Origin of the sequence: Sulfitobacter sp. 1A12779 (genome assembly GCF_043557315.1) — a bacterium.
Lineage (GTDB): Bacteria > Pseudomonadota > Alphaproteobacteria > Rhodobacterales > Rhodobacteraceae > Sulfitobacter > Sulfitobacter faviae.
In genome coordinates this window covers 1-21,163 of sequence record NZ_JBIFFU010000033.1, presented here as the reverse complement: position 1 = coordinate 21,163, position 21,163 = coordinate 1, and the positions used below count along the sequence as shown (strand labels likewise).

Below are 21,163 nucleotides of genomic sequence, written 5' to 3'. Positions count from 1 at the left end.
TTTTCCCCCCGTTCCGCGTTAGCCTCCTGACGTATGCGCAGGGCATCTGGGGGGAAGACATTGAACGATATCGCCGCGATCAGACGGCTGCTGGAGGTGCTGGTTCTGATCGCCCTCTTCGTGACGGCCTATTTCGCCAAGGACTTGCTGCTGCCGATCCTGCTGGGCTTCCTCCTTGCGCTGACGCTCAGCCCGCTGATCCGCTCTTTCGAGAAATTCGGCATCTCCGCCCCATTGGGTGCCGTGCTGCTGATTGGCTGTGTCGGGCTGATCATCTTTGTGCTGGCTGGCCTGTCGGCGGGCACCGTGGCGACTTGGTCCGACGAAATTCCCACCATGGGCAGTGAGATACGGCGCAAGCTGCAGGGCTGGGCGCAGACGGTCGAGGATGTCCGCTCGGCCACCGAACAGGTCGAACAGATCGGCACCGAGAATGGCAGCGGGAAGCCCGATGAGGTGGTGGTCAAACAGCCCGGCTTGCTGGACAACGCCATGAACACCGGCGCGCGGATCGGGGGCACCGTGGCGGTCGCTTTGGTCTTGGCGCTGTTCCTGCTCGCCTCGGGCGATCTGTTCTACCTCAAGCTCGTGCAGTCCTTTCAGACCTTCACCGGCAAGAAACGCGCCTTGAAAGCGGTCTATGATGTGGAGCGCCGCGTCTCGCGCTACCTGCTGACCATCACCATCATCAACGCAGGCCTGGGCATTTCGGTCGGCCTCTACCTCTTCGCGCTTGGACTGCCCGTGCCTTACGTCTGGGGTTTGGCGGCGTTCTTGCTGAACTTTCTGCCCTATATCGGCGGGGTGATCGGCGCGGTGCTGGTGGGGGCCTATGCCATCGCGACCTTCGACAGTGTCGGCTATGCCATCCTCGCCCCGCTTGGCTATCAGATCCTCACCGGGATCGAGGGGCAATTCATCACCCCCTACCTCGTCGGGCGGCGGTTGGAGTTGAACACGGTGGCGGTGTTCCTCACCGTGGTCTTTTGGGGCTGGCTTTGGGGGATCGCGGGGGCGCTGGTGGCGGTGCCCTTCCTCGTGGTTTTCAAGGTGATCTGCGAGAACGTGACCGCGCTCAACATGATCGGGCATTTTCTGGATAAATCCGCCCCCGATGTGGCGGCAACCGCGGCGGATGAACCCGCCGCGGAAAAGCCCGGTGGCTAAGGCCGCTTATCCCGCGAGGGACGGCAGCCAAAGCACGATCTGCGGGAAGGCGACCAAGAGGCCGATGGTGACCGCGTCGGCGATGAAGAAGGGCATCACGCCGCGGAACACGTCCTGCACGCTAAGGTCTGGGCGCACGCCCGCGACGACAAAGCAGTTCAGGCCGATGGGCGGGGTGATCAGACAGAACTCCGCCATCTTCACCACCAGAATCCCGAACCAGATCGCGCACATCGGACCCGACATGCCAAAGGCGCTGTCGGCGGCCGAGACCATCTCGCCCCCATTGAGCGCCATGACCGCCGGATAGACCACCGGCAACGTCAGCAGCAGCATCCCGATGGCGTCCATGAACATCCCCAGCACGGCGTAGGCCAAGAGGATGCAGATCAGGATCAGCATCGGCGAGGTTTGGAGCGAGGAAATCCAATCGGCGAAAGCGCCCGGCAGATCGGCGAAGCCAAGGAAGCGCACATAGATCAGCACGCCCCAGATGATGGTAAAGATCATCACCGTCAGCTTCGCGGTCTCCAGCAGCGCGTCCTTCAACTCGGCCAGCCGCATGCCACGGAAGACGGCCATGCAGAAGACGATGAAGGCGCCCACGGCCCCGCCCTCGGTCGGGGTGCCCCAAGCGTCGCCGAAGGGGTTGTAGACGAAGAAGATGATGATCACGACCACGGCAACAATCGGCATCGCAGCGGGGAGCGAGGCAAAACGCTCGCCCCATGTAAAGCCGCGCACCGGCGGGCCGACGCTTTTCCAGATCATCGCGATGCCGATGATCAACACCGCATAGACCACCGCAGAGAAGGCACCGGGCACGAAGCCCGCCAGCAGCAGCTTGCCCACGTCCTGCTCCACGATAATGGCATAGATCACAAGGATCGCCGAGGGCGGGATCAATGAGGCCAGCGTGCCCCCTGCCGCCACGACACCGGCTGCGAATTGCTTGTTATAGCCGATCTTGAGCATTTCGGGGATGGCGATGCGGGCAAAGACCGCCGCCGTCGCGACCGACGCGCCAGACACCGCCGCAAAGCCTGCGGTGGCGAAAACGGTCGAGACCGCCAAACCGCCCGGCACCCAGGCGAACCAACGCTTCGCCGCCTCGAAGATCGCTTTCGTCAGGCCCGCGTAATAGGCCAAAAAGCCGATCAGAATGAAGGTCGGGATAAGCGAGAGCGTCTGGCTCGATACCTTAGAGTGCGGCACTTGGCCTGCGGTCTTGATCGCCACGGTCAGCGCCCAGCCAAGCTGGTCCCACTCCATGCCCTTCTTGGCCCAGAAAATCCAGATCAGGCCGACAAGCCCCGCCATGGCCGCGGCAAAGGCCACCCGCATGCCAAGCACCACCATGACGAGCATACCGCCCGAGACCCAAAGGCCGATTTCAATAGGATCCATCAGTCACGTCCATCCAGTTGTTCGGCCTCGGCCATTGCTTGTTCCGCCGCCGATTGCACCAGCGGCACGGCCACGGGGCGTTCCAGCCCCAGCACCAAGGCCCGGCCATAGCCCCAAATTTGCAGGCAAAGCCGCAGAGAGATCACGACGAAAGCCACCGGCACCACCAGTTTGCTGGGCCAGATCGGCAGACCGATGTCGATCGAACTGTCGCGGCTCCACATCGGGGCGTTCATGTCAAAGCTGCGGTCGAAATGCGCCCAAGCGCCCCATGTCAGCGCCAGCATCAGCAAAAGGATCAGCACCACCGACAGCAGTTCCGCCGCCCAAAGCGCGCGGCCCTTCAGCTGGCCGATCAGGATGTCCATGCGCACATGGCCGCCCATGCGTTGGGTATAGGCGATGCCCATGATGGCGATGAAAGGCATCGCCGCTTCGATCCAGTCGACATAGCCCGCCAGCGGCGTGGAAAAGAACTTGCGCCCCCCCACGGACCAGACGGCCAGTATCATCAGTGAGAAAACGGCAAGCCCCGAGATCAGGGCAAAGAAGGTTTCCAGCTTCAGCAGGCCCCGGTCGAGGCGGCTGAGGAGGCTGCTGTCCTCCAGCACGGCGGATGATCCGGCCATCGGCTCTCCTTTTCAGAAAGTCTGTTTGTTGCGTTTTGGAAGTCGAAAGGGCCGCGCGGTCAATCCGCACGGCCCTCACAGTCATGCCCGGCTGGGCTTAGTTCGAGGCGCGCTCTTTTTCCAGCGTCTCCATCACCAGGTCATAAAGTTCCTGACCCGGGATGCCCTGCGCTTCCATGTTTTCGATCCATGCTTCGCGCGCGGGATCGGCCGCTTTTTCTTTGAACTCGGCGATGACTTCGGGAGAATACTCAACCTTCTCCACGCCTTTTTCTTCGAGAACGGAATCCCAACGCTCCAGCAGTTCCGCATAGTTGGCGAGGTAGTGATCCAGCGCCTCATCGACCGAGCTGTCGAGCGCTTCGCGCTCTTCGTCGCTCAGCATTTCATAGGCGTCGATGTTCACCACAACGGGGCAGTTCACGGTGCCGGGGTTGAGGTTCGCGGTCCACCAGTCGGCTTTGTTGATGGTGCCGAAGGACAGATGCGCGTGCTGGGCGAAGGCCACGGTGTCAACGACACCCGATTCCATCGCGTTATAGGCTTCGGTCGCGGTCACGGATGTGGGCACGGCGCCGACGGCTTCAAAGGCTTTGCCCAGACCGCCGGTGGCGCGAACACGCATGCCGTCGAAATCTTCCAGCGTGGTGCGCGGATCGCCAGTGCCGACAAGGTTGTACTGCGGCATGGGCGAGGTCATCAGCATTTTCGCGTTCCACTGCGCCATCTCCTTGGCGACGGCGGGGTGGTCATAGACCGCTTTGGAAACCGCGACTTCCTCTTCAAGGTTGCTCACCCCCAGAAACGGCAGTTCCAACACGGTGATCGCGCGGTTCTTGTCGGCGTGGTAGCCGGCGCAGAACTGGGCCATCTCGAAAGCGCCGATGGAGATACCATCGAGGTTTTCGCGGTTCTTGGACAGGCCGCCGTAGCTGACGTTGATGGTGAATTCGCCGTCGGTCTTCTCAGAGACCAGTTCGGCAATCTTTTCCACATGTTCGGTGAAGGCGCGGCGCTTGCCCCAGACCGAGGCGTTCCATTCGGTCGCGGCAGCTTCGCTTACAAACGCGACAGTCAGCGCACAGGCGGCGGCACCGCTCAGCAGATTTTTCATGATGGCTCTCTCCCATAGTTGCCGCCCCCGGGTGGGCGGATTGGCGCACAGGCTACCCCGCGGGGGCTGGCCTGCCAACCCCGTCATGCCGCGCAAATACGACAGCCGCAAGACAGTTGCGCCAAGTTTGACTGGCAAGGCTTTGAAATACCGTGCCAATCACCGGGGAAGAGCGGAAAATTTACAGGAATCGCCCCGATCGGGAAAAACCTTTACAGGCAAGCCCTTGTAATCCAGTTGCTTATTCCCTTCTTTTCACGGGCCGCTATGATCCGGCTGAGGAGGACGCCACGGCCACCGGGTTTGACCCGCGCCCCCGTGGTGATGCGAACATCAAGGGAGGAACCACCATGTCCGACGCCACCGCCAAGACCTATCCGCCATCCGCCGACATGGCCGCCCGGGCCCATGTGGACGCGCAGACCTATGACAAGATGTACCAAGCCTCGGTCACCGACACCGATGGGTTCTGGCGCGAACAGGCGCAGCGGATCGACTGGATCAAACCCTTCACCCAAGTGCGCGACGTGAACTTCGACCTCGGGTCGGTCAGCATCAATTGGTTCGCGGATGGCGAATTGAACGTCAGCGCCAATTGCATCGACCGCCACCTTGAGGCGCGCGGCGATCAGACCGCGATCATCTGGGAGCCGGACAGCCCCGAGGATGAGGCCAAACACATCAGCTACCGCGAGCTCCACAGCGCCACCTGCCGCATGGCCAATGTGCTGCGTGATCTCGGCGTGGGCAAAGGCGACCGCGTGATCATCTATATGCCGATGATCCCCGAAGCTGCCTATGCCATGCTGGCCTGCGCGCGGATCGGGGCGATTCACTCGATCGTTTTCGCAGGCTTCTCCCCCGATGCTTTGGCCGCCCGAGTGAATGGCTGCGAGGCGAAGGTGGTGATCACCGCTGATGAAGCGCCACGCGGTGGCAAGGCCACGCCGCTTAAGGCCAATGCCGACAAGGCGCTGGCGCAATGCGATGCCAGCGTGCAATGCCTCGTGGTGCGCCGCACCGGCGGTGACGTGGCATGGGATGATGCCCGCGACCGCGACTACAACGCGCTGATCAAGGATGCCGCCGAGACCTGCGAAGCGGAGGCGATGGGCGCCGAAGACCCGCTTTTCATCCTCTACACCTCAGGCTCCACCGGTCAGCCCAAGGGCGTGGTCCATACCACCGGCGGCTATATCACCTATGCGGCGCTGACCCATGAGGTGACGTTCGATTACCACGACGGCGACATTTACTGGTGCACGGCGGATGTGGGCTGGGTCACCGGGCATAGCTATATCGTCTATGGCCCGCTGGCCAATGGCGCGACCACGCTGATGTTCGAAGGCGTGCCCACCTACCCCGACGCCAGCCGTTTCTGGCAGGTCTGCGAAAAGCATAAAGTCACGCAGTTCTACACCGCCCCCACCGCAATCCGCGCGCTGATGGGGCAAGGCAATGACTATGTGACCAAAAGCGATTTGTCCTCGCTGCGCATCCTTGGCACCGTGGGCGAGCCGATCAACCCAGAAGCGTGGAACTGGTATCACGAGGTCGTCGGCCAGAACCGCTGCCCCATCGTCGACACGTGGTGGCAGACCGAGACCGGCGGCCATCTGATGACCCCCCTGCCCGGCGCGCATGACATGAAACCGGGGGCCGCGATGAAACCCTTCTTCGGCATCAAACCGGTGGTGCTGGACCCAACGTCGGGACAAGAGATCGACGGCAACCCTGCCGAGGGCGTGCTCTGCATCGCCGACAGCTGGCCGGGGCAGATGCGCACGGTCTGGGGCGATCACGAAAGGTTCGAAAAGACCTATTTCGCCGATTACCCGGGCTATTACTTCACCGGCGACGGCTGCAAACGCGATGCCGATGGCGACTACTGGATCACGGGCCGCGTTGACGATGTGATCAACGTCTCGGGCCACCGCATGGGCACCGCCGAAGTGGAAAGCGCCCTCGTCGCCCATGACAAAGTGGCCGAAGCCGCCGTGGTCGGCTACCCGCATGACGTCAAAGGCCAAGGCATCTATTGCTATGTCACCTTGATGAGCGGTGAGGAACCTTCTGAAGAGTTGCGGGCCGAGTTGCGCAATTGGGTTCGGCAAGAGATCGGCCCCATCGCCTCGCCCGATCTGATCCAATGGGCACCGGGCCTGCCAAAAACACGTTCGGGCAAGATCATGCGCCGCATCCTGCGCAAGATCGCCGAGGATGATTACGGCGCATTGGGCGACACCTCGACGCTGGCGGACCCCGGCGTGGTGGACGATCTGATCGGCAACCGCATGAACCGCTGACACGCTGCGCGGCGCGGGCGGCTACCTGCCCCCGCGCCGCGTTGCATGAGAAAGAGAGACATGGACCAAACCGCCCCCCAAGTGCCGCCGCCCGCCTCCGCTGCGGAATGCGACGCCGCCCTGCCGGATATCCTCGCCGCGCCCAAGGATGGCGCCGTGATCGAAGAGCTTTGCTTTCGCCCCGATTACGGGGAGCGGGATTTCCGTGATGAACTGGAGCTGACCGTGGCCCAAGGCATCCTTGGCGAACGTTGGACCGAGAAACCTTGGCTGACCCTGCCCGACGGCAGCCCCGATCCGCGGATACAGGTCTCCATCCTGCCCAAACGCGTGATGGATCTTTGCTGGCGCGACCGTGCAAACACGCCCCACCCCGGCGATACGATGATCGTGGACATGGACCTTGGCCATGAGAACCTGCCCGTCGGCACACGCCTTCAAGCCGGGTCTGCGGTGCTGGAGGTGAGCGATAAGTTCAACACCGGCTGCATCAAATGGCGCTACCGCTATGGCCAAGACAGCCTGCGGTGGATCAACCGAAAGGAAAACCGCCCGCATCGGCTGCGCGGTGTCCTTTGCAGGATCGTGCAGGACGGCACCGTTCGGCGCGGGGACTGGCTGATCAAGCTCTGACGCCTCTCACATAGAAATGGGCCGCCCCAAAGGGACGGCCCGGATCGTCATTTCAAACGTTTTTGCGCGGGGTTAGCCTTCGACGCGCTGCAGGTTGATCTCACCCACGCCCACGGCAAAGTTCACGCCGGTCTGCGCATTCACGCTCAGCGGCTGAAGTGCCAATGTGTTCTCGGAGCCGCCCGTCATCAGGTTGGCCCCTGCGCCGACACCGACGGTCGCCTCGGCGGAAACGCCTTTGTAGCTACCGTTCAGCCCGCCTTCGGAATATTCCTGCTCGGTCGGGGCCAGCACCAGCCATGACATCTGGCCATTCTCGGTCTTTCCGATATCAACGCCCCAGCGGTTGATCTCCCCCACATAGGTCTCATCTTCGAGCCCTTCTTGAATGGGGTTGAAGGTGCAGGTCAGCTCACGGGTGGAGCCGAAAACGAAGCCAGTGCCCTCGCCCACATCGCAAGACAGGGAGCCGATCTCGACATGGTCGACGGTCTCATTGTCATCGGCCATCGCGGTGGAGCCGAAGGCGGTCGCGCTCAGAAGGGCCGCGCCGAGGGTGAGTTTGCTTGCATACATCATCTTTGTCACTTTCCGGCGCGACGAGACGCGCCTTTTCTGCTGTGAACGGCATTCGGGTGCCTTGGACAGACGGCGCAGACCTCCTGCGCCGCCCCTTTCAGACAGCCAGCATCGACACCGGTTGGGGCCGATGATGCCTCTCATCGCTGGCCCAACGCCGGGCCTTGGCGGCGGTTCCTCGGCCCAACCGCGGGGGCAAAAATCCGCGCAAGGGGGCCGATGCGCAACGCCCCAGCACCGCTGGACAAATCAGCCGCCACATGGCACCGCTTGTCGCTATGAGTGATGATCTGATCCCCTTCTCGCCCGACAGTGGCGATGCCCCGGCGCTGCGCCGTGCCTTCGGGCGTTTCGGCACCGGCGTGACCGTGGTGACCGTGAAAACCGCCCAAGGCCCCTTGGGGATGACTGCGAATTCCTTCGCCTCGGTCTCGCTCGACCCGCCTTTGGTGCTGTGGTCGCCTGCGATCTCTTCCAAACGGCACGATAGTTTCACCTCGGCGGCATCCTTTTGCATCCACGTGCTGGGCGCGGATCAAGAGGGTTTGGCCCAGCGTTTCGCAAGCCAAGGCCATGATTTCTCTGGTTTCGATTGGACGGAGGACGCCGCCGGCGTGCCCACTTTCGCAGGCTGCCTCGCCCGGTTTCACTGCGCGACCTATGCCGTGCATCCGGCGGGCGATCATTCGCTGATCTTGGGTCATGTGCAACAGGTCGCCCTGCGCGAGGATGGGGCGGCGGGCTTGATGTTCGACCAAGGCCGTTACGGCCACTTCACCCCCCGCGACGACAGCTAAGAAAAAGGGCGCCCCGTAAGGCGCCCCTTTCAATCAATAGTCCCGCTCGAAGAAGATGCCGATGCTGCTATCGCCGTCCGAGCCCAAGGTGCCCTTTGCCGTCAGGCTTTCGGTGATATCGAGGTTGAGCGACACCTCCCCCGTGCCGTCCGAAGCCGCCGTCACATCGGTATAGATGTTGTCGGTCAGGTATTTCCCCAGCCGCAGCGCCGTCTCGCCATCCTCGGTGGTGGTCACATCCAGATCGTCGAGGCCAAAGCCCTCGCGCAGGTTGCCGATCACCCCGTCGCCGCCGCGCCCTGCGAGGGTCGCTACCGCACTGGCCAATTGCAGCGCCTGAAAGGCCGAGATTTCCGAGATGTTGCGCCCAAAGAGGAGTTGCGACAGCACCTCGTCCTGCGGCGCGGCGGGGGTGGATTCGAAAGTGACTTCAGGCTCATTCGCCGGGCCGCTCACGATGACACGCACCTCCCCCGCTTCGGTATCGGTCGAGGTGACGAAGCGAATATAGGGGATGAAATCGCCCTGAAACTGGATCGACCCTTCGTCGAGCAAGAAGCGTTTGCCCAAGATATCGAGCCGCCCGCGGATCAACTCGAACCGCCCGGCCGAGATGATGCGGTTGGTGGTGCCGCTGAGGTTCAGCGCGCCGCCCAGTTCTGCATCCAGCCCGCGGCCCCGGACATAAATCCGGTTCGGTGCGTTGAGTTGCAGGTTCAGCCCGAACCCGGGGCCGGACGCCTCCGCCGCGGGATCATCCCCGGCCTCGCCCCCCTCCAACCCGGCCTTGCGGCGGGTGGCCAGCACATCGGCGGGGGCGTTGACATGGGTGATCTGCGGGATGTCCCCGATCGAGGTCAAACCCGTTGCGGGCACCTGAATATTCGTCTCGCCCGCGTTGATCACCCCGGTGATCTGCGCCCCCCCGCTCAAGGGACCGGCAAGCCGCAGATCGCCGTTCAGCGTTGTGCTGTAAAGGCTCGGGTCCGCATAGACGAGGTTGCGCAGGGTCACGTTGATATCCGCAGGCAAGGCCGGTGTCAGGGTGATCGCCCCCGCCACGCGCAGCTCTCCGCCATCGACGGCCTGACCGGTCACATTGAGCTGCGCCCGATTATTGCCAAGCTGAACGTCCGCGTCGATCCCCCGCAGCGCCACCCGCAGATTCGGCGCGGTGAAGGTCGCGCCGCTGGTGGTGATCTGACCGCTGACCGACGACAGTGCCGCCGGGCCGTTGATCTGCAAATCAAAGCGCGCCTGCCCCTGCAAATTGCGCGGGGCAAGGAAGGGGCGCGACAGACCAAGCGGCGCATTGCCCGCGATATCAAGGTTCAGCCTCCCATCGGGGTTCACCAGCCCTGCTACGGTCGCCTGCGTGCCCGCGGGGCCATTGGCACTGGTGTCGATGCGCCAAGCCTCCCCCTCGCGCCGGGCCGAGCCTGCGACGCTGAGCGGGCCGTTCACCTGTTCCACCAAGGCGCCGATGTCGGGCATGTTCAACTGGAAATCAACCGCCGCATTGGGGCCGGTGACCAAGCCTTCGACCGTCGCCCGCGCGCCGTAAGGCCCGCTGGCGCTGGCATCGAGGACCACGCCGTTCTCGGTCTGACGCGCCACGCCTTTGGCGGCGAAAGAACCCGAGACACTGGGCACCAGCGGGTTCACATTGGGCACCGAGACGTCGAACCTAAGAGAGACCTCTCCGGTCACCAGCCCTTCGACCATGGCGCTGCTGCCATAGGGGCCATCGGCGCTGACATCCACGGCGATACCGGCATCGGTCTGACGGATGTCGCCCGTGGCCGCCAGCGGCCCGTTCACCCCGGGGGCCAGCGGGCTGACATCCGGCAAGGTCAGGTCAAAGCGCAGCGCCATGTCAGGCCCCGTCGCCAAGCCTTCGACCGCGACGCGGCTGTCGTAGGGGCCAATGGCAATGATATCGACGACAAACCCCTGTTCGGTCTGCTCAAGCGTGCCGCTGGCCGCGACCCCGCCGTTGATCTGCGGGACAAGGGGTTGGATATCGGGCAGCGACAGGTCAAAGGCCACATCGACGCGCGGCGTGACCAGCCCTTCGACCGAGGCCTGCGCCTCCAACGGGCCGCTGGCTTCGGTTTCGATTTTCCACCCCTGCGGCGTCTGGCGCAATGCGCCTTTAGCGGTGACCGGGCCGGTGATATCCGCCTCGGGCAGGAAATCTTCGATCCGGGGGATATCGGCGGTGAAGTCGATCTGCGCGTCCTCGCCCGTGGCCAAGCCCGAGACGGTCAGCGCTGCGTCATAAGGGCCATCGGTGGCCGCGTCGACAACCCAGCCGCGCGGCTCTCGCACCGCTGTCGCCTTGACCGCGATGGGGCCTTCGTATTGCGGCAGCACCAGCCCGACATCAGCTAGTGTGAAGTCCAAGGCCGCGCGGCTGTCTTCGCTGCGCAGCTCGACATCGCCGGTCAGGTCCAGCGCATCGTTCTTCAACTCAAGATCGCGCAGGAAAGTCCCCGTCTCGTTGCGTTTCGCCACCATGCTAAGGCTGGTCCGTCCTGCCAGCACCGCATCGGCCTGTTCGATCCCGATCTCAAGGTCATCGGTCCCCCCAGCAATCGCCAGATCGAACATGCCGCCCAAAGGCGTCACCGTCCCGTTCAGCGCCAGCGCCGTGGCACCCGCGATATCGCGGCCCGCCAGCGCGGAAAAGCGACTGATATCTTGGGCTTCGAGCGTCATCTTCAACTGGGTGAGCAGCCCGGTGTCGACCCCGTCGATCGCGGCTTCGCCGGTCAGGCCATAGTCTTCGCCCGATAGGGTCAGCCCGTTGATCTCAATCGGTTCACCTTCGACAAAGCGGATCTCGGCGCTGCCGGTGATCGCATCGCCGACGGCCTCGGCACTTGCCGGATCGGTCAGCGTCAGCCCCTCGGTGGCAAAGGTCACATCGCCGAGGAATTGCCCCAGACTGCCAAGGTTGCCTTCGAGAATACCGTCGAGCGCCAGTTGCGTCTGCGCGATTTGCAGCGCGCCCGTGTCCAGCCCGGTAATGTCGAAGGCGCTGTCGAAACGGTCGCCATCGGCGGCATCGTAATCCACCCGCAGGGTCACGGCCTCGACCCGCGTGCCCTCACCCGAGATCGGCAGAAGGGTCGAGGTGCCATCGGGATTTTCGATCCGGCCTGAGATGTCGATCAGCGTCGGCCATTTCTCTTGGTTCAACGTGACCTGCCCCTGCAGATCGACGGAGTTCGCGGCAAGGGCAAAGCTGCTGACCTCAACCGCGCCATTGCTTTCTAGCAGCGCATCCAGCGCCAGCCGCAAGTCCTCGCCGAAGAAGTCGCGGTAGCGCGGGGCGAGCAGCGCAGTGATGTCGCCGCCGATATCGGCTTGAATGCGGCGGTCCGGTGTATCGCTGGCACGGCGCGGGGCCTGCGTGCCAAGGGTCACCTGCCCGGCCAAACGCTCTTGCCCATCGGTGGCAATGGTCACATCGGTCGCGAAATCATCCAGCGGCCCTGCGCCTTTCACGGTCATCTGCACCGAAGGCTGCCCCGGCAGGTTCAGCAGTTTCGACGCGATGCCTTCGGGGTCTTCGGTCAGGTTCAACAACAGGTCCAGCACATTTTCGGTGCGGTCAAAATCGGCCTGAATGTCGAACTCGCCCCGTTTACCATCGGTGCGGCGGGCCTGAAAATCGACGATGCCGACCGTATCGGTCAGCCGTGCATTGGCGCTTACCGAAAGCTGCGCCGCCTCGCCCAAGATCGGCTCGCCCAAGTTGATCTCATCCACCGAGAAATCCGCGATTTCGATGGAGACCGGCAGATCGGGCAAGGCAAAGGGTTTGGCCTCGGCATCGGGCAGATCGACTTCATTGCTGACCGGCAGGCGCTCGACATCGAGCCGCCCGGCGGTGAGTTGCTCGACCTCCAGCCGTCCGCGCAGCAGGGCCGAACGGTTCCAATCCAGCACCACGTCATCAAGCGTCAGCCAGATGCCATCGTCATCCGCAATCGTCATCCGGTCAAAGGAGGCCTCCGAACTCAGCGCCCCTGCGAATCCGTCGATGCTGACGGTGCGGCCCGAGCCGCTCAGCGCGTCTTGAATGGTCCGGGTGAGAAAGCCCTTGTCGTCATCCTGTGCGGCAGCCGGTGTGAGGCAGGCCAGATAGACAAGGCCAGCGGTGAGGAACTGCAAAAACTGTCGCATTAAAACGCCTGTCCAATCCCGATATAGACTTGGAAATCTTCATCCACTTCTGGCCCCGATGTGGGCACGGCCACGTCCAGCCGGATCGGCCCGATGCCCGTGGCATAGCGCAGACCCAGACCTGCGCCCGAGTGCCAAGTGCCTGATCCGTCGTAGAATTCTTCCGACCCGATATAGCCTGCATCGGCAAAGCCCACGACGCCGATCTTCTCGGTCAGGGCCACGCGCGCCTCTGCCGAGAGCCCGACAAAGCTGCGCCCGCCCACGGTGTCGCCGCTCGGCAGTTCGACGCCGAGCGTTTGATAGGGCTGCCCGCGCACGCTGCCGCCCCCGCCGGAGTAAAAGAGGTAATCCGCAGGCGCTTCCGACAGGTCCGGCCCCGCGACCGAACCAAGCTGCCCGCGGAAGGCCAGCGTCACCGGGCGCTCCGTCCCGAAGCTGCGATAGTAGCGCGCATCCAGATAAGTGCGCAGACCGCTTTCAGAGCCTGACAGAGCAACGAAAGGCGTGATATTGGCGTCGATGTAATAGCCTTCGGTCGCGTCCAACTCCTTGTCGCGGTAGTCGAACTCCGCCCCCAGCGGCAGGGTCAGCAGGGTGTATTGGTTGGTGCCGAAGGCATCCTCGGTCTCAGCCACGCGCAGGCCGAGGCCCGCGGAATAGGTGCGATTCTGGTTGGCGATCCGCTCGATCCCCGCTTCCAAATCCAGCTGGCGGGAGAAGTAATTCACCTCGTCAAGCTGCTCCAACGTGGCCAGCGCGTAGAAATCGGTGTCTTCATTAAAAGTCGCCGGACGCTCGAACCGGGCAGAGAGCGTATAGTCTTCGCCGCCCGAATTGCCGCCGATGCCTTCGATCTCAGCCGAGAGGCGCAGACGTTCGGCCCCGCCAAGCAGATTGCGGTGCAGCCAGAAAGTGCTTAGCGTCAGCCCTTCGAGCGAGGACAGTTCCGCGCCAAAGCCAAAGCGCCGCTTGGGTGCTTCGGTCACCTGCGCGGTGATGGGCAGCGTGTCGTTCGGACCAATCCGATCCGCTTCGATGAGCGCCACAGCGTCAAAGGCACCCGTGCGGCGCAGCCGTTCAGTGGCCAGTTCCAACTCTTCGGGCGAGAAGACCTCCCCCTGTGGCAGCCCTGCGATTTCGATCAGCCGCGCGGTGCGCACGTCTTCGTTGCCGGTCACAGTCAGCGCGCCAAAACGCAGCTTTGGCCCCGGAGCCAGCCGCAGGGCAGCGTCGATCTGGCGCTCACGGTGTTTGGCCACAAGGTCTTGATCCGTCAATGCCGCTTTCGCGTGGCCCACGTCACGCCAGCCGCTGACCCCGGCCGAGACGGTTTCCTTCAGCACGCCAAGGCTCGCGGTCTCCCCCGCGGCAAATCCGTCTGGCAACTCGGTGCCCGGGGCTACGGGCGCGATGCGGGTCGCGCCAAAGCGGAACTTCGGCCCCGGGTCTACCGTGATCACGGCCCGGTCGATGCGGCGCGGCGGTTGCACAGGGGGAATCGCGGCGGCATCGACGCCATCCAAGGTGATCTTGAGCGTCGGCCCGAAATACCCGTTGTCGTAAAGCAGCGCCAAAAGCCGCCCATAATCGGCCTGCGCCGCGGCGACCAATTCCTGCGGCGTAGCAGGCTCGGCATCCTCATCGGTTTGCTCGGCCAGCAAGGACCCATCGCGCAGGGTGGCATAGAGGTCCGAATCCGCCGCGATGCCGGTGATGGCCAGTTCCGCGGCCTGTGCCGCAGCTCCCCCGCCAAGAAGTAGTCCAAGAGCGAGACAAAGCGCCGCCCCTTGAGTCTGCCCTTGTTGCGCCACGCGCTACCCTCCTTGCGTTCGTCACCCCGGTTTTCGCGCCGGTTCTCCTTTGCCCGCCCAAACGGGCCTTATTCTTAGCAACCGTTAAACGGCATTGCCGCCTTGGCTGCAAACACTCTGCCGGGGGAATCGCGCGATGAGAACGGCCTGCCCCGCCCCGCGCAGGTGTCACGCGCGGAATCGGCAAGATACCGCGCAGCAAGAGTGTAGGCTGACCACGGCCCGAGACGAGGACCAAAACCTTTTTCTTTCAGGGGGGCCGACCATCGCTTTGCATTGCAAAGCATGGTGGTGCGGTCGGAGAGACTCGAACTCTCACGGGTGTTACCCCACAGCGACCTCAACGCTGCGCGTCTACCATTCCGCCACGACCGCACGCCATGGTTGGTGGGCGGGGTTTAGCCAAAGACCAAGGGCTTGTGAAGAGGCAATCTGCAAATTTTTTCAATGCGTTTCAGAAAGCGGGTTCAGCCCCCGATTTTCCGCAACCCCACCCCCGATCACAATCCCCTTACCGCCCTGCAATCTGACGGCCCAACCGTTGAATCAGCGCGTTCGGCGGGCCATCTGTGACGCAAGCAAGAAGGAACACGCCATGCCCTCAGACACCGCCACCCCCACAGATACCGCCACCGTACAAATCGACATCGTATCGGATGTAATGTGCCCTTGGTGTATCGTGGGCTACAAACAACTTGAGCAAGCACTCGGCGCGGTTGGCGTCGGCGCTTTCGTGCGTTGGCACCCCTTTGAGTTGAACCCGCAAATGCCAGCAGAAGGCCAGAACATGGCCGAACATCTGGCCGAGAAATACGGCTCAACCCCTGCACAATCGGTCGAGAATCGCAAACGGCTGACCCAGATGGGCCAAGACTTGGGCTTTACCTTCAACTTTTCCGACGACACGCGGATGCAAAACACCTTTGCCGCGCATCAACTGCTGACATGGGCGCAGGTCCAAGGGCTGCAACACCCCCTGAAGATGGCCCTGTTCGACGCGCATTTCACTCAAGGGCGCAATGTGAACGATACCGATGTGCTTGCCGATGTGGCGGCCTCCGTCGGGTTGGACCGGGATGAGGCGCTGGAGGTGCTCCGCAGCGGCAGCTTTGCCGAACAGACCCGCGAAGCGCAGCAATTCTGGACTTCGCGCGGCATCTCTGGCGTGCCGTCGATGATCTTCGAGGGCAAATACCTGATCACCGGGGCGCAAGGAGCAGAAAACTATGCCCAACTCCTGCGCAAGGTCTTGGAGGAACGCGACGCTGCCGCCTGACACTGCGCCTCTGGCGGTGCGGCCCGGGTCTTGCTAAGGCATCCCCATGGTTGAATGGATCATCACCGACGGCTTGACCGATTACCGCAGCGCCGAGGCGTGGATGGAGGCGCGTGCCACCGCCATCGCCGCCGGCGAGGCCGAGGAATGCATCTGGCTGGTCGAACATCCCCCGCTCTACACCGCCGGAACCTCGGCGCGGGCCGAAGACCTGACAGAGCCCGACCGCTTTCCCGTCTATCCCACCCGGCGCGGCGGGCAATATACCTACCACGGGCCAGGCCAGCGCGTGGCCTATGTGATGCTCAACGTCGCCGCCCGGGGGCGCGATGTACGCTGTTTCGTGCGCCAGCTCGAAAACTGGGTCATCGCCACGTTGGATCAATTCAACCTGCGCGGCGAAATCCGCCCCGGTCGCGTCGGGGTTTGGGTGCAACGGCCCGAGAAACCCACCCAGCCCGATGGCAGCCCCGCCGAAGACAAGATCGCCGCCATTGGAATCAGGCTGCGCAAATGGGTCAGCTTCCACGGCATCAGCATCAATGTGGAGCCGGACCTCAGCCATTTTGGCGGCATCGTCCCCTGCGGCATCACGAACCACGGGGTGACCTCACTGGTCGATCTGGGCCTGCCCGTCACGATGGACGATGTCGATCTTGCCCTGCGCGCCACCTTTGTTGAGGTCTTTGCCAGCGACCCCACAGGCAGCTGCGACATCACCCCCTAACAGCGGCAAAGCACGCGCCAAGCGCCCCAAAGGCCGGATTTTGCGGCGATCGCCACAGCGCAAAAAATACCCACCCTGCGACCATCGCGCCCATTGCCCCCGCGAGACGGTCGCTCTAAAACGGGCGCGACACCGCATGTGCCGCCTATGGCGCCATGTGTCCAATTCATTTGCAGGAGGCACCGCATGGCAGACGCAGCCATTCACGGCCAAGATCATCACGACGACCGGGGGTTCTTTACCCGGTGGTTCATGTCCACCAACCACAAAGATATCGGTATTCTGTACCTTATCGTCTCGGCCTTGGTCGGTCTTATTTCGGTGGCATTCACCGTCTACATGCGCCTCGAGCTCATGGATCCGGGCGTTCAATACATGTGTATGGAAGGCGCGCGTTTCATCGCGGATAGCTCTGCCGCCTGTACGCCAAACGGCCACCTGTGGAACGTGCTGATCACCGGCCACGGCATCCTGATGATGTTCTTCGTCGTGATTCCCGCGCTCTTCGGCGGTTTCGGCAACTACTTCATGCCGCTGCAAATCGGCGCGCCGGACATGGCCTTCCCGCGGATGAACAACCTCAGCTTCTGGCTTTATGTCGCGGGCACCACCCTCGCGGTCTGCTCGCTGCTGACACCCGGCGGCAACGGGCAGCTCGGCTCCGGCGTGGGCTGGGTGCTCTACCCGCCGCTTTCGGTCCGCGAAGCGGGCATGTCGATGGACTTCGCGATCTTCGCGGTGCACGTCTCCGGCGCCTCCTCGATCCTCGGTGCGATCAACATGATCACCACCTTCCTGAACATGCGTGCCCCCGGCATGACCCTGTTCAAAGTGCCGCTCTTCGCCTGGTCGATCTTCGTCACAAGCTGGCTGATCCTCCTGTCCCTGCCGGTTTTGGCGGGCGCGATCACCATGCTCTTGATGGACCGTAACTTCGGCTTCGCCTTCTTCGATCCCGCAGGCGGTGGTGACCCGATCCTCTACCAACACATCCTGTGGTTCTTCGGCCACCCCGAAGTCTACATCATCATCCTGCCCGGCTTCGGCATCATCTCCCACGTCATCGCGACCTTCTCGCGCAAACCGGTCTTCGGCTACCTGCCGATGGTCTGGGCGATCATCGCGATCGGCGCACTGGGCTTCGTCGTCTGGGCGCACCACATGTACACCGTGGGCATGACCCTGAACCAGCAGGCCTACTTCATGCTGGCCACCATGGTCATCGCGGTGCCAACGGGGGTAAAGGTCTTCAGCTGGATTGCCACCATGTGGGGCGGCTCGATCGAGTTCAAAACACCGATGCTCTGGGCCTTCGGCTTCCTGTTCCTCTTCACCGTCGGTGGCGTCACCGGCATCGTGCTGAGCCAGGCCGCCGTGGACCGCGCCTACCATGACACCTACTACGTCGTGGCGCACTTCCACTACGTGATGTCGCTCGGCGCCGTCTTCGCCATCTTCGCGGGCATCTACTTCTACCTGCCCAAGATGACGGGCCGCATGTACCCCGAATGGGCCGGCAAGCTGCACTTCTGGGCGATGTTCATCGGTGCAAACCTGACCTTCTTCCCGCAGCACTTCCTGGGCCGTCAAGGCATGCCGCGCCGCTACATCGACTACCCTGAGGCATTCGCCTACTGGAACCAGTGGTCCTCGATCGGCGCTTTCCTCAGCTTCGCCTCCTTCCTCTTCTTCTTCGGGGTGATGGCCTACACGCTGACCCGCGGCGCGCGCTCCACAGCAAACAACCCGTGGAACGAATTCGCGGACACGCTGGAATGGACCCTGCCCAGCCCGCCGCCCGAACACACCTTCGAGCAGCTTCCGAAACAGGAAGACTGGGACAAGCAGCACAGCCACTAAGCTGACCCAAACCACAAAGGCCCCGCTCTCCCGCGGGGCCTTTTCTTTTGCCCCCACTCCTCTGACAGCCGCCCCTCCCCTCCAACTTCATCCTTTCTCAAATACCCTCGGGGGTCCGGGGGCAGAGCCCCCGCCTTACGCAAATTTTTCCACCAAAACCACTTTTCCCTCTTGAAGCCCCCCGCCCCAATAGGTATCTCGCCCTCACCAGACGGTAAGCGGGCGTAGCTCAGGGGTAGAGCATAACCTTGCCAAGGTTAGGGTCGGGCGTTCGAATCGCCTCGCCCGCTCCATCTGGACTTCACAGGGTCGCATCTTCGGATGCGGCCCTTTGTGTTTTCCGCCCCCAAAACCACCGCGAAAAAAATTGCCGCGCGACGCTTAGATCGCTTCATTTCCCCCTTGCAGCCCCCTGTGGGAATGGGTATTCCCCCCTCACCAACCGGATGCGGGCGTAGCTCAGGGGTAGAGCATAACCTTGCCAAGGTTAGGGTCGGGCGTTCGAATCGCCTCGCCCGCTCCAGGTTGATCCTACCACCCCGTAGGAAACGCAAAGCCGCCCTTCGGGGCGGCTTTTGTGTATCTAGCCCTACATAAAAAAACGCCCCATGACGAACACGGGGCGTAAGGTACGGAACGAGGGACAGTAGGTGGCCGGCAGGCGTTCCGGGCCTGCGGTCACCCTTAAATTTAGGAAGCCTTAGCCGTTTTCAAAGGGGCCGGGCCCGGCCGCCCTGCCCCCTGCTCGGATTTGAGCCAGTTCTTGCCGATTCTCAGCCGCCAACCCGGCTGGCATAAAGCGCGATAGCCGCCGCGTTAGAGACGTTGAGCGAGCCGAATCCGCCCGCTGCATCAATTCTCACCAGCGCGTCTACGGTCTCGCGGGTCTTCTCCCGCAGCCCCGGCCCCTCGGCCCCCAGAACAAGCGCCACGGGGCGGTCACGGCGGCCCTCGACGGCCTCCTCGATGGTCTGCGTGGCCTCGCCATCAAGCCCCAGCACCAGATAGCCCATCTCCTGCAGGGCGCGGATGGCATCGGCAAGGTTGCGGACCCTCAGATAGGGCTGGCGCTCCAGCGCGCCGCTGGCGGTTTTGGCCAGCGCCCCGGTCTCGGGCGCGGAATGGTGTTTGGTGCCGATGACCGCCGAGGCGCCAAGCACTTCGGCAGAGCGTAGAATCGCGCCGACGTTATGCGGATCGGTCACCCGGTCAAGCAGCAAGAGCCGCGGCGCGGAATCACCGATGGCCACATCCTCCAACCGGCCCCAGTTCAGCGGCTTCACCTCCAAAACGGCACCTTGGTGGACCGAGTTCGGATCGAGCGGCGGGCGGAACTTGCGCGGGTCCACGACCTGCGGCGTGATTCCCGCCTCGGCGATGGCCTCTTCCAGCTTCGCCTGCGCGTTCGGCGTGACCATCAACTGCAATTTTTCACGCCGCGGGTTCATCAGCGCATCGCGCACCGCATGCAGGCCGAACAGCCAGACCGTCTGCGCCGCTTCGGCCTTCTTGTCCTGCTCTTTTTGCACGACCCATTTGGGTTTTTTCATCTCATTATCCTTTCGTGCGATTTCCCCAAGATTTCTCAGGAATTCGCCTTGACGCTTCTTTGGCTCGCTTGTAATCACGCCCCCACGTCAGGTGCAATGCACCGGGACAAAGTGGGCGACAGGCCGCAAGGTGTGGCAGGGGACTGTAACTCCCTCGCGGAGACGCACGCCTGGTTCGATTCCAGGGTCGCCCACCACTACCGCTAATGCTTTGAAAGCATAGAATGGTGGTGGTATCATCTCGGCATTCTTACTCCGATTTCGATACAAATCAGGCGCTTTCGATACAATGGCATCCCCGAAGAAAGTTCGATACCTCAAGATCGACCGTGGAAGATACTTCTATCAGAGACGTGTTCCGCAAAAGCTCCACGACTTGCTTGACCAAAAAATTTGGCTAAGGCCCTGCGGTGACGTGTCATACTCCAAGGCAATCCAATTGGTTGTGACTTGGGCAGAAGAGCATGATGAATTGATAGCCCAAATGAGTTCTTTGGAAGCTAGGCAAGAGTACGCAAGAAGACAAAGGCTCGACGCGGACGAAGCATATAGGGATGCTACGGGAGGTGAGCCTCCGGGGGCGTCGATATATGCCCTCCCTCTGCCATTCGAAGAGCTGTCGACTACCGATGGCGATGATGTCGCCCCAGATTGGCGACGGGCGAAATCTTCCTTTCGGGAATTGGATGCTGAACGAGATGGGGATCGGCCAACTCAGCTCATGCGTACTCAGCTGTTGGCGCGCATCCATAGGGAGACGGTCTCAGGTGGACCAAGCATGACAATGGAGTTTCCGCCCTTTCAAGCCTTCAAAGACCTCCTGAACCGGTATCACGACGCCCCCAACATTGGCAGCGTGTCGCTCGGCCAGAAGCTTCCTGATCCAATTGGGACAGAAGAGTACGTCGAAGGGATGCAACAAATTTACAAGCTTGCGTTCGGTAAAGACTCACCTGCTCCGCCAACTGATCCTGATCAGCGGGACGAATACGAGGTAATGAAACGCAAGCTAGAGAGAAAAATCTCTGAGCACTGAGCTACTCCCCATCTCTTGGACAGGATCTGGCGTAAATTAAGCTACTCGTTGCACCTGCTGATCGGGTTGGTTGA

The 21,163-nt window shown here is 62.5% G+C and carries 15 protein-coding genes and 4 tRNA genes; 11 read left to right on the top strand and 8 right to left on the bottom strand.

What is annotated here, in order from left to right; genetic code table 11:
* The first annotated feature begins 60 nt into the window (after nucleotides 1-60).
* On the top strand, nucleotides 61-1,167 hold the full coding sequence (locus tag ACGYLQ_RS19255; protein ID WP_394444408.1) for an AI-2E family transporter: 1,107 nt from the start codon (nucleotides 61-63) through the stop codon (nucleotides 1,165-1,167).
* 6 nt (nucleotides 1,168-1,173) lie between these two features.
* Here the strand turns inward: ACGYLQ_RS19255 and ACGYLQ_RS19250 are convergent, their stop codons facing one another.
* From ACGYLQ_RS19250 to ACGYLQ_RS19240, 3 genes are all read right to left on the bottom strand, one after another.
* A complete protein-coding gene (locus tag ACGYLQ_RS19250; protein WP_394444406.1) occupies nucleotides 1,174-2,574 on the bottom strand; it encodes a TRAP transporter large permease in 1,401 nt (466 codons plus the stop codon).
* Nucleotides 2,574-3,203 carry a TRAP transporter small permease subunit gene (locus ACGYLQ_RS19245; RefSeq protein WP_394444404.1) on the bottom strand — a complete coding sequence of 210 codons (630 nt, stop codon included), beginning with the start codon at nucleotides 3,201-3,203 and terminating at the stop codon, nucleotides 2,574-2,576. Before ACGYLQ_RS19245 ends, ACGYLQ_RS19250 begins: the two co-directional genes overlap by 1 nt.
* A gap of 97 nt (nucleotides 3,204-3,300) precedes the next feature.
* Nucleotides 3,301-4,317, bottom strand: a complete 1,017-nt coding sequence (locus ACGYLQ_RS19240) for a C4-dicarboxylate TRAP transporter substrate-binding protein (RefSeq protein ID WP_394413443.1) — start codon at nucleotides 4,315-4,317, stop codon at nucleotides 3,301-3,303.
* 350 nt (nucleotides 4,318-4,667) lie between these two features.
* Here ACGYLQ_RS19240 and acs point away from each other — a divergent pair, with 350 nt between their 5' ends.
* Complete coding sequence (acs, locus tag ACGYLQ_RS19235; RefSeq protein WP_394444402.1) at nucleotides 4,668-6,623, top strand: acetate--CoA ligase; 1,956 nt, start codon at nucleotides 4,668-4,670, stop codon at nucleotides 6,621-6,623.
* 60 nt (nucleotides 6,624-6,683) lie between these two features.
* Complete coding sequence (locus ACGYLQ_RS19230; protein ID WP_394444400.1) at nucleotides 6,684-7,256, top strand: MOSC domain-containing protein; 573 nt, start codon at nucleotides 6,684-6,686, stop codon at nucleotides 7,254-7,256.
* 72 nt (nucleotides 7,257-7,328) lie between these two features.
* On the opposite strand, the gene ACGYLQ_RS19225 is transcribed toward ACGYLQ_RS19230, so the two are convergent.
* Complete coding sequence (locus ACGYLQ_RS19225; RefSeq protein WP_394444398.1) at nucleotides 7,329-7,835, bottom strand: DUF992 domain-containing protein; 507 nt, start codon at nucleotides 7,833-7,835, stop codon at nucleotides 7,329-7,331.
* Nucleotides 7,836-8,095: 260 nt separating this feature from the next.
* On the opposite strand from ACGYLQ_RS19225, the gene ACGYLQ_RS19220 reads away from it, so the two are divergent.
* Entirely contained in the window at nucleotides 8,096-8,632 is a 537-nt protein-coding gene (locus ACGYLQ_RS19220) for a flavin reductase family protein (protein WP_394422589.1), read from the top strand.
* A gap of 33 nt (nucleotides 8,633-8,665) precedes the next feature.
* Here ACGYLQ_RS19220 and ACGYLQ_RS19215 read toward each other — a convergent pair whose 3' ends face one another.
* The 3 genes from ACGYLQ_RS19215 to ACGYLQ_RS19205 form a co-directional block, all read right to left on the bottom strand.
* Entirely contained in the window at nucleotides 8,666-12,826 is a 4,161-nt protein-coding gene (locus ACGYLQ_RS19215; RefSeq protein WP_394444396.1) for a translocation/assembly module TamB domain-containing protein, read from the bottom strand.
* Complete coding sequence (locus ACGYLQ_RS19210; RefSeq protein ID WP_394444394.1) at nucleotides 12,826-14,640, bottom strand: autotransporter assembly complex family protein; 1,815 nt, start codon at nucleotides 14,638-14,640, stop codon at nucleotides 12,826-12,828. The genes ACGYLQ_RS19215 and ACGYLQ_RS19210 overlap by 1 nt, the downstream gene beginning before the upstream one ends.
* A gap of 289 nt (nucleotides 14,641-14,929) precedes the next feature.
* A tRNA-Leu gene (locus tag ACGYLQ_RS19205) sits at nucleotides 14,930-15,015 on the bottom strand.
* 220 nt (nucleotides 15,016-15,235) lie between these two features.
* On the opposite strand from ACGYLQ_RS19205, the gene ACGYLQ_RS19200 reads away from it, so the two are divergent.
* From ACGYLQ_RS19200 to ACGYLQ_RS19180, 5 genes are all read left to right on the top strand, one after another.
* Nucleotides 15,236-15,916: a DsbA family oxidoreductase gene (locus ACGYLQ_RS19200; protein WP_394444392.1), complete on the top strand. Its 681-nt coding sequence runs from the start codon at nucleotides 15,236-15,238 to the stop codon at nucleotides 15,914-15,916.
* A 46-nt stretch (nucleotides 15,917-15,962) separates the two neighbouring features.
* Nucleotides 15,963-16,643 (top strand): lipoyl(octanoyl) transferase LipB, encoded by a 681-nt coding sequence (lipB, locus tag ACGYLQ_RS19195; protein WP_394444391.1) that lies wholly within the window; start codon nucleotides 15,963-15,965, stop codon nucleotides 16,641-16,643.
* Between the two features lie 186 nt (nucleotides 16,644-16,829).
* A complete protein-coding gene (gene ctaD / locus ACGYLQ_RS19190; RefSeq protein ID WP_067261244.1) occupies nucleotides 16,830-18,503 on the top strand; it encodes a cytochrome c oxidase subunit I in 1,674 nt (557 codons plus the stop codon).
* 218 nt (nucleotides 18,504-18,721) lie between these two features.
* Nucleotides 18,722-18,796 (top strand) — tRNA-Gly (locus tag ACGYLQ_RS19185).
* A 155-nt stretch (nucleotides 18,797-18,951) separates the two neighbouring features.
* Nucleotides 18,952-19,026, top strand: a tRNA-Gly gene (locus ACGYLQ_RS19180).
* A gap of 250 nt (nucleotides 19,027-19,276) precedes the next feature.
* Here ACGYLQ_RS19180 and rlmB read toward each other — a convergent pair.
* Nucleotides 19,277-20,053, bottom strand: a complete 777-nt coding sequence (gene rlmB / locus ACGYLQ_RS19175) for a 23S rRNA (guanosine(2251)-2'-O)-methyltransferase RlmB (RefSeq protein WP_322329430.1) — start codon at nucleotides 20,051-20,053, stop codon at nucleotides 19,277-19,279.
* A 113-nt stretch (nucleotides 20,054-20,166) separates the two neighbouring features.
* On the opposite strand from rlmB, the gene ACGYLQ_RS19170 reads away from it, so the two are divergent.
* Both ACGYLQ_RS19170 and ACGYLQ_RS19165 read left to right on the top strand, forming a co-directional pair.
* Nucleotides 20,167-20,250 (top strand) — tRNA-Tyr (locus ACGYLQ_RS19170).
* A 581-nt stretch (nucleotides 20,251-20,831) separates the two neighbouring features.
* Nucleotides 20,832-21,089 carry a hypothetical protein gene (locus ACGYLQ_RS19165; RefSeq protein WP_394444389.1) on the top strand — a complete coding sequence of 86 codons (258 nt, stop codon included), beginning with the start codon at nucleotides 20,832-20,834 and terminating at the stop codon, nucleotides 21,087-21,089.
* Nucleotides 21,090-21,163 lie beyond the last annotated feature (74 nt).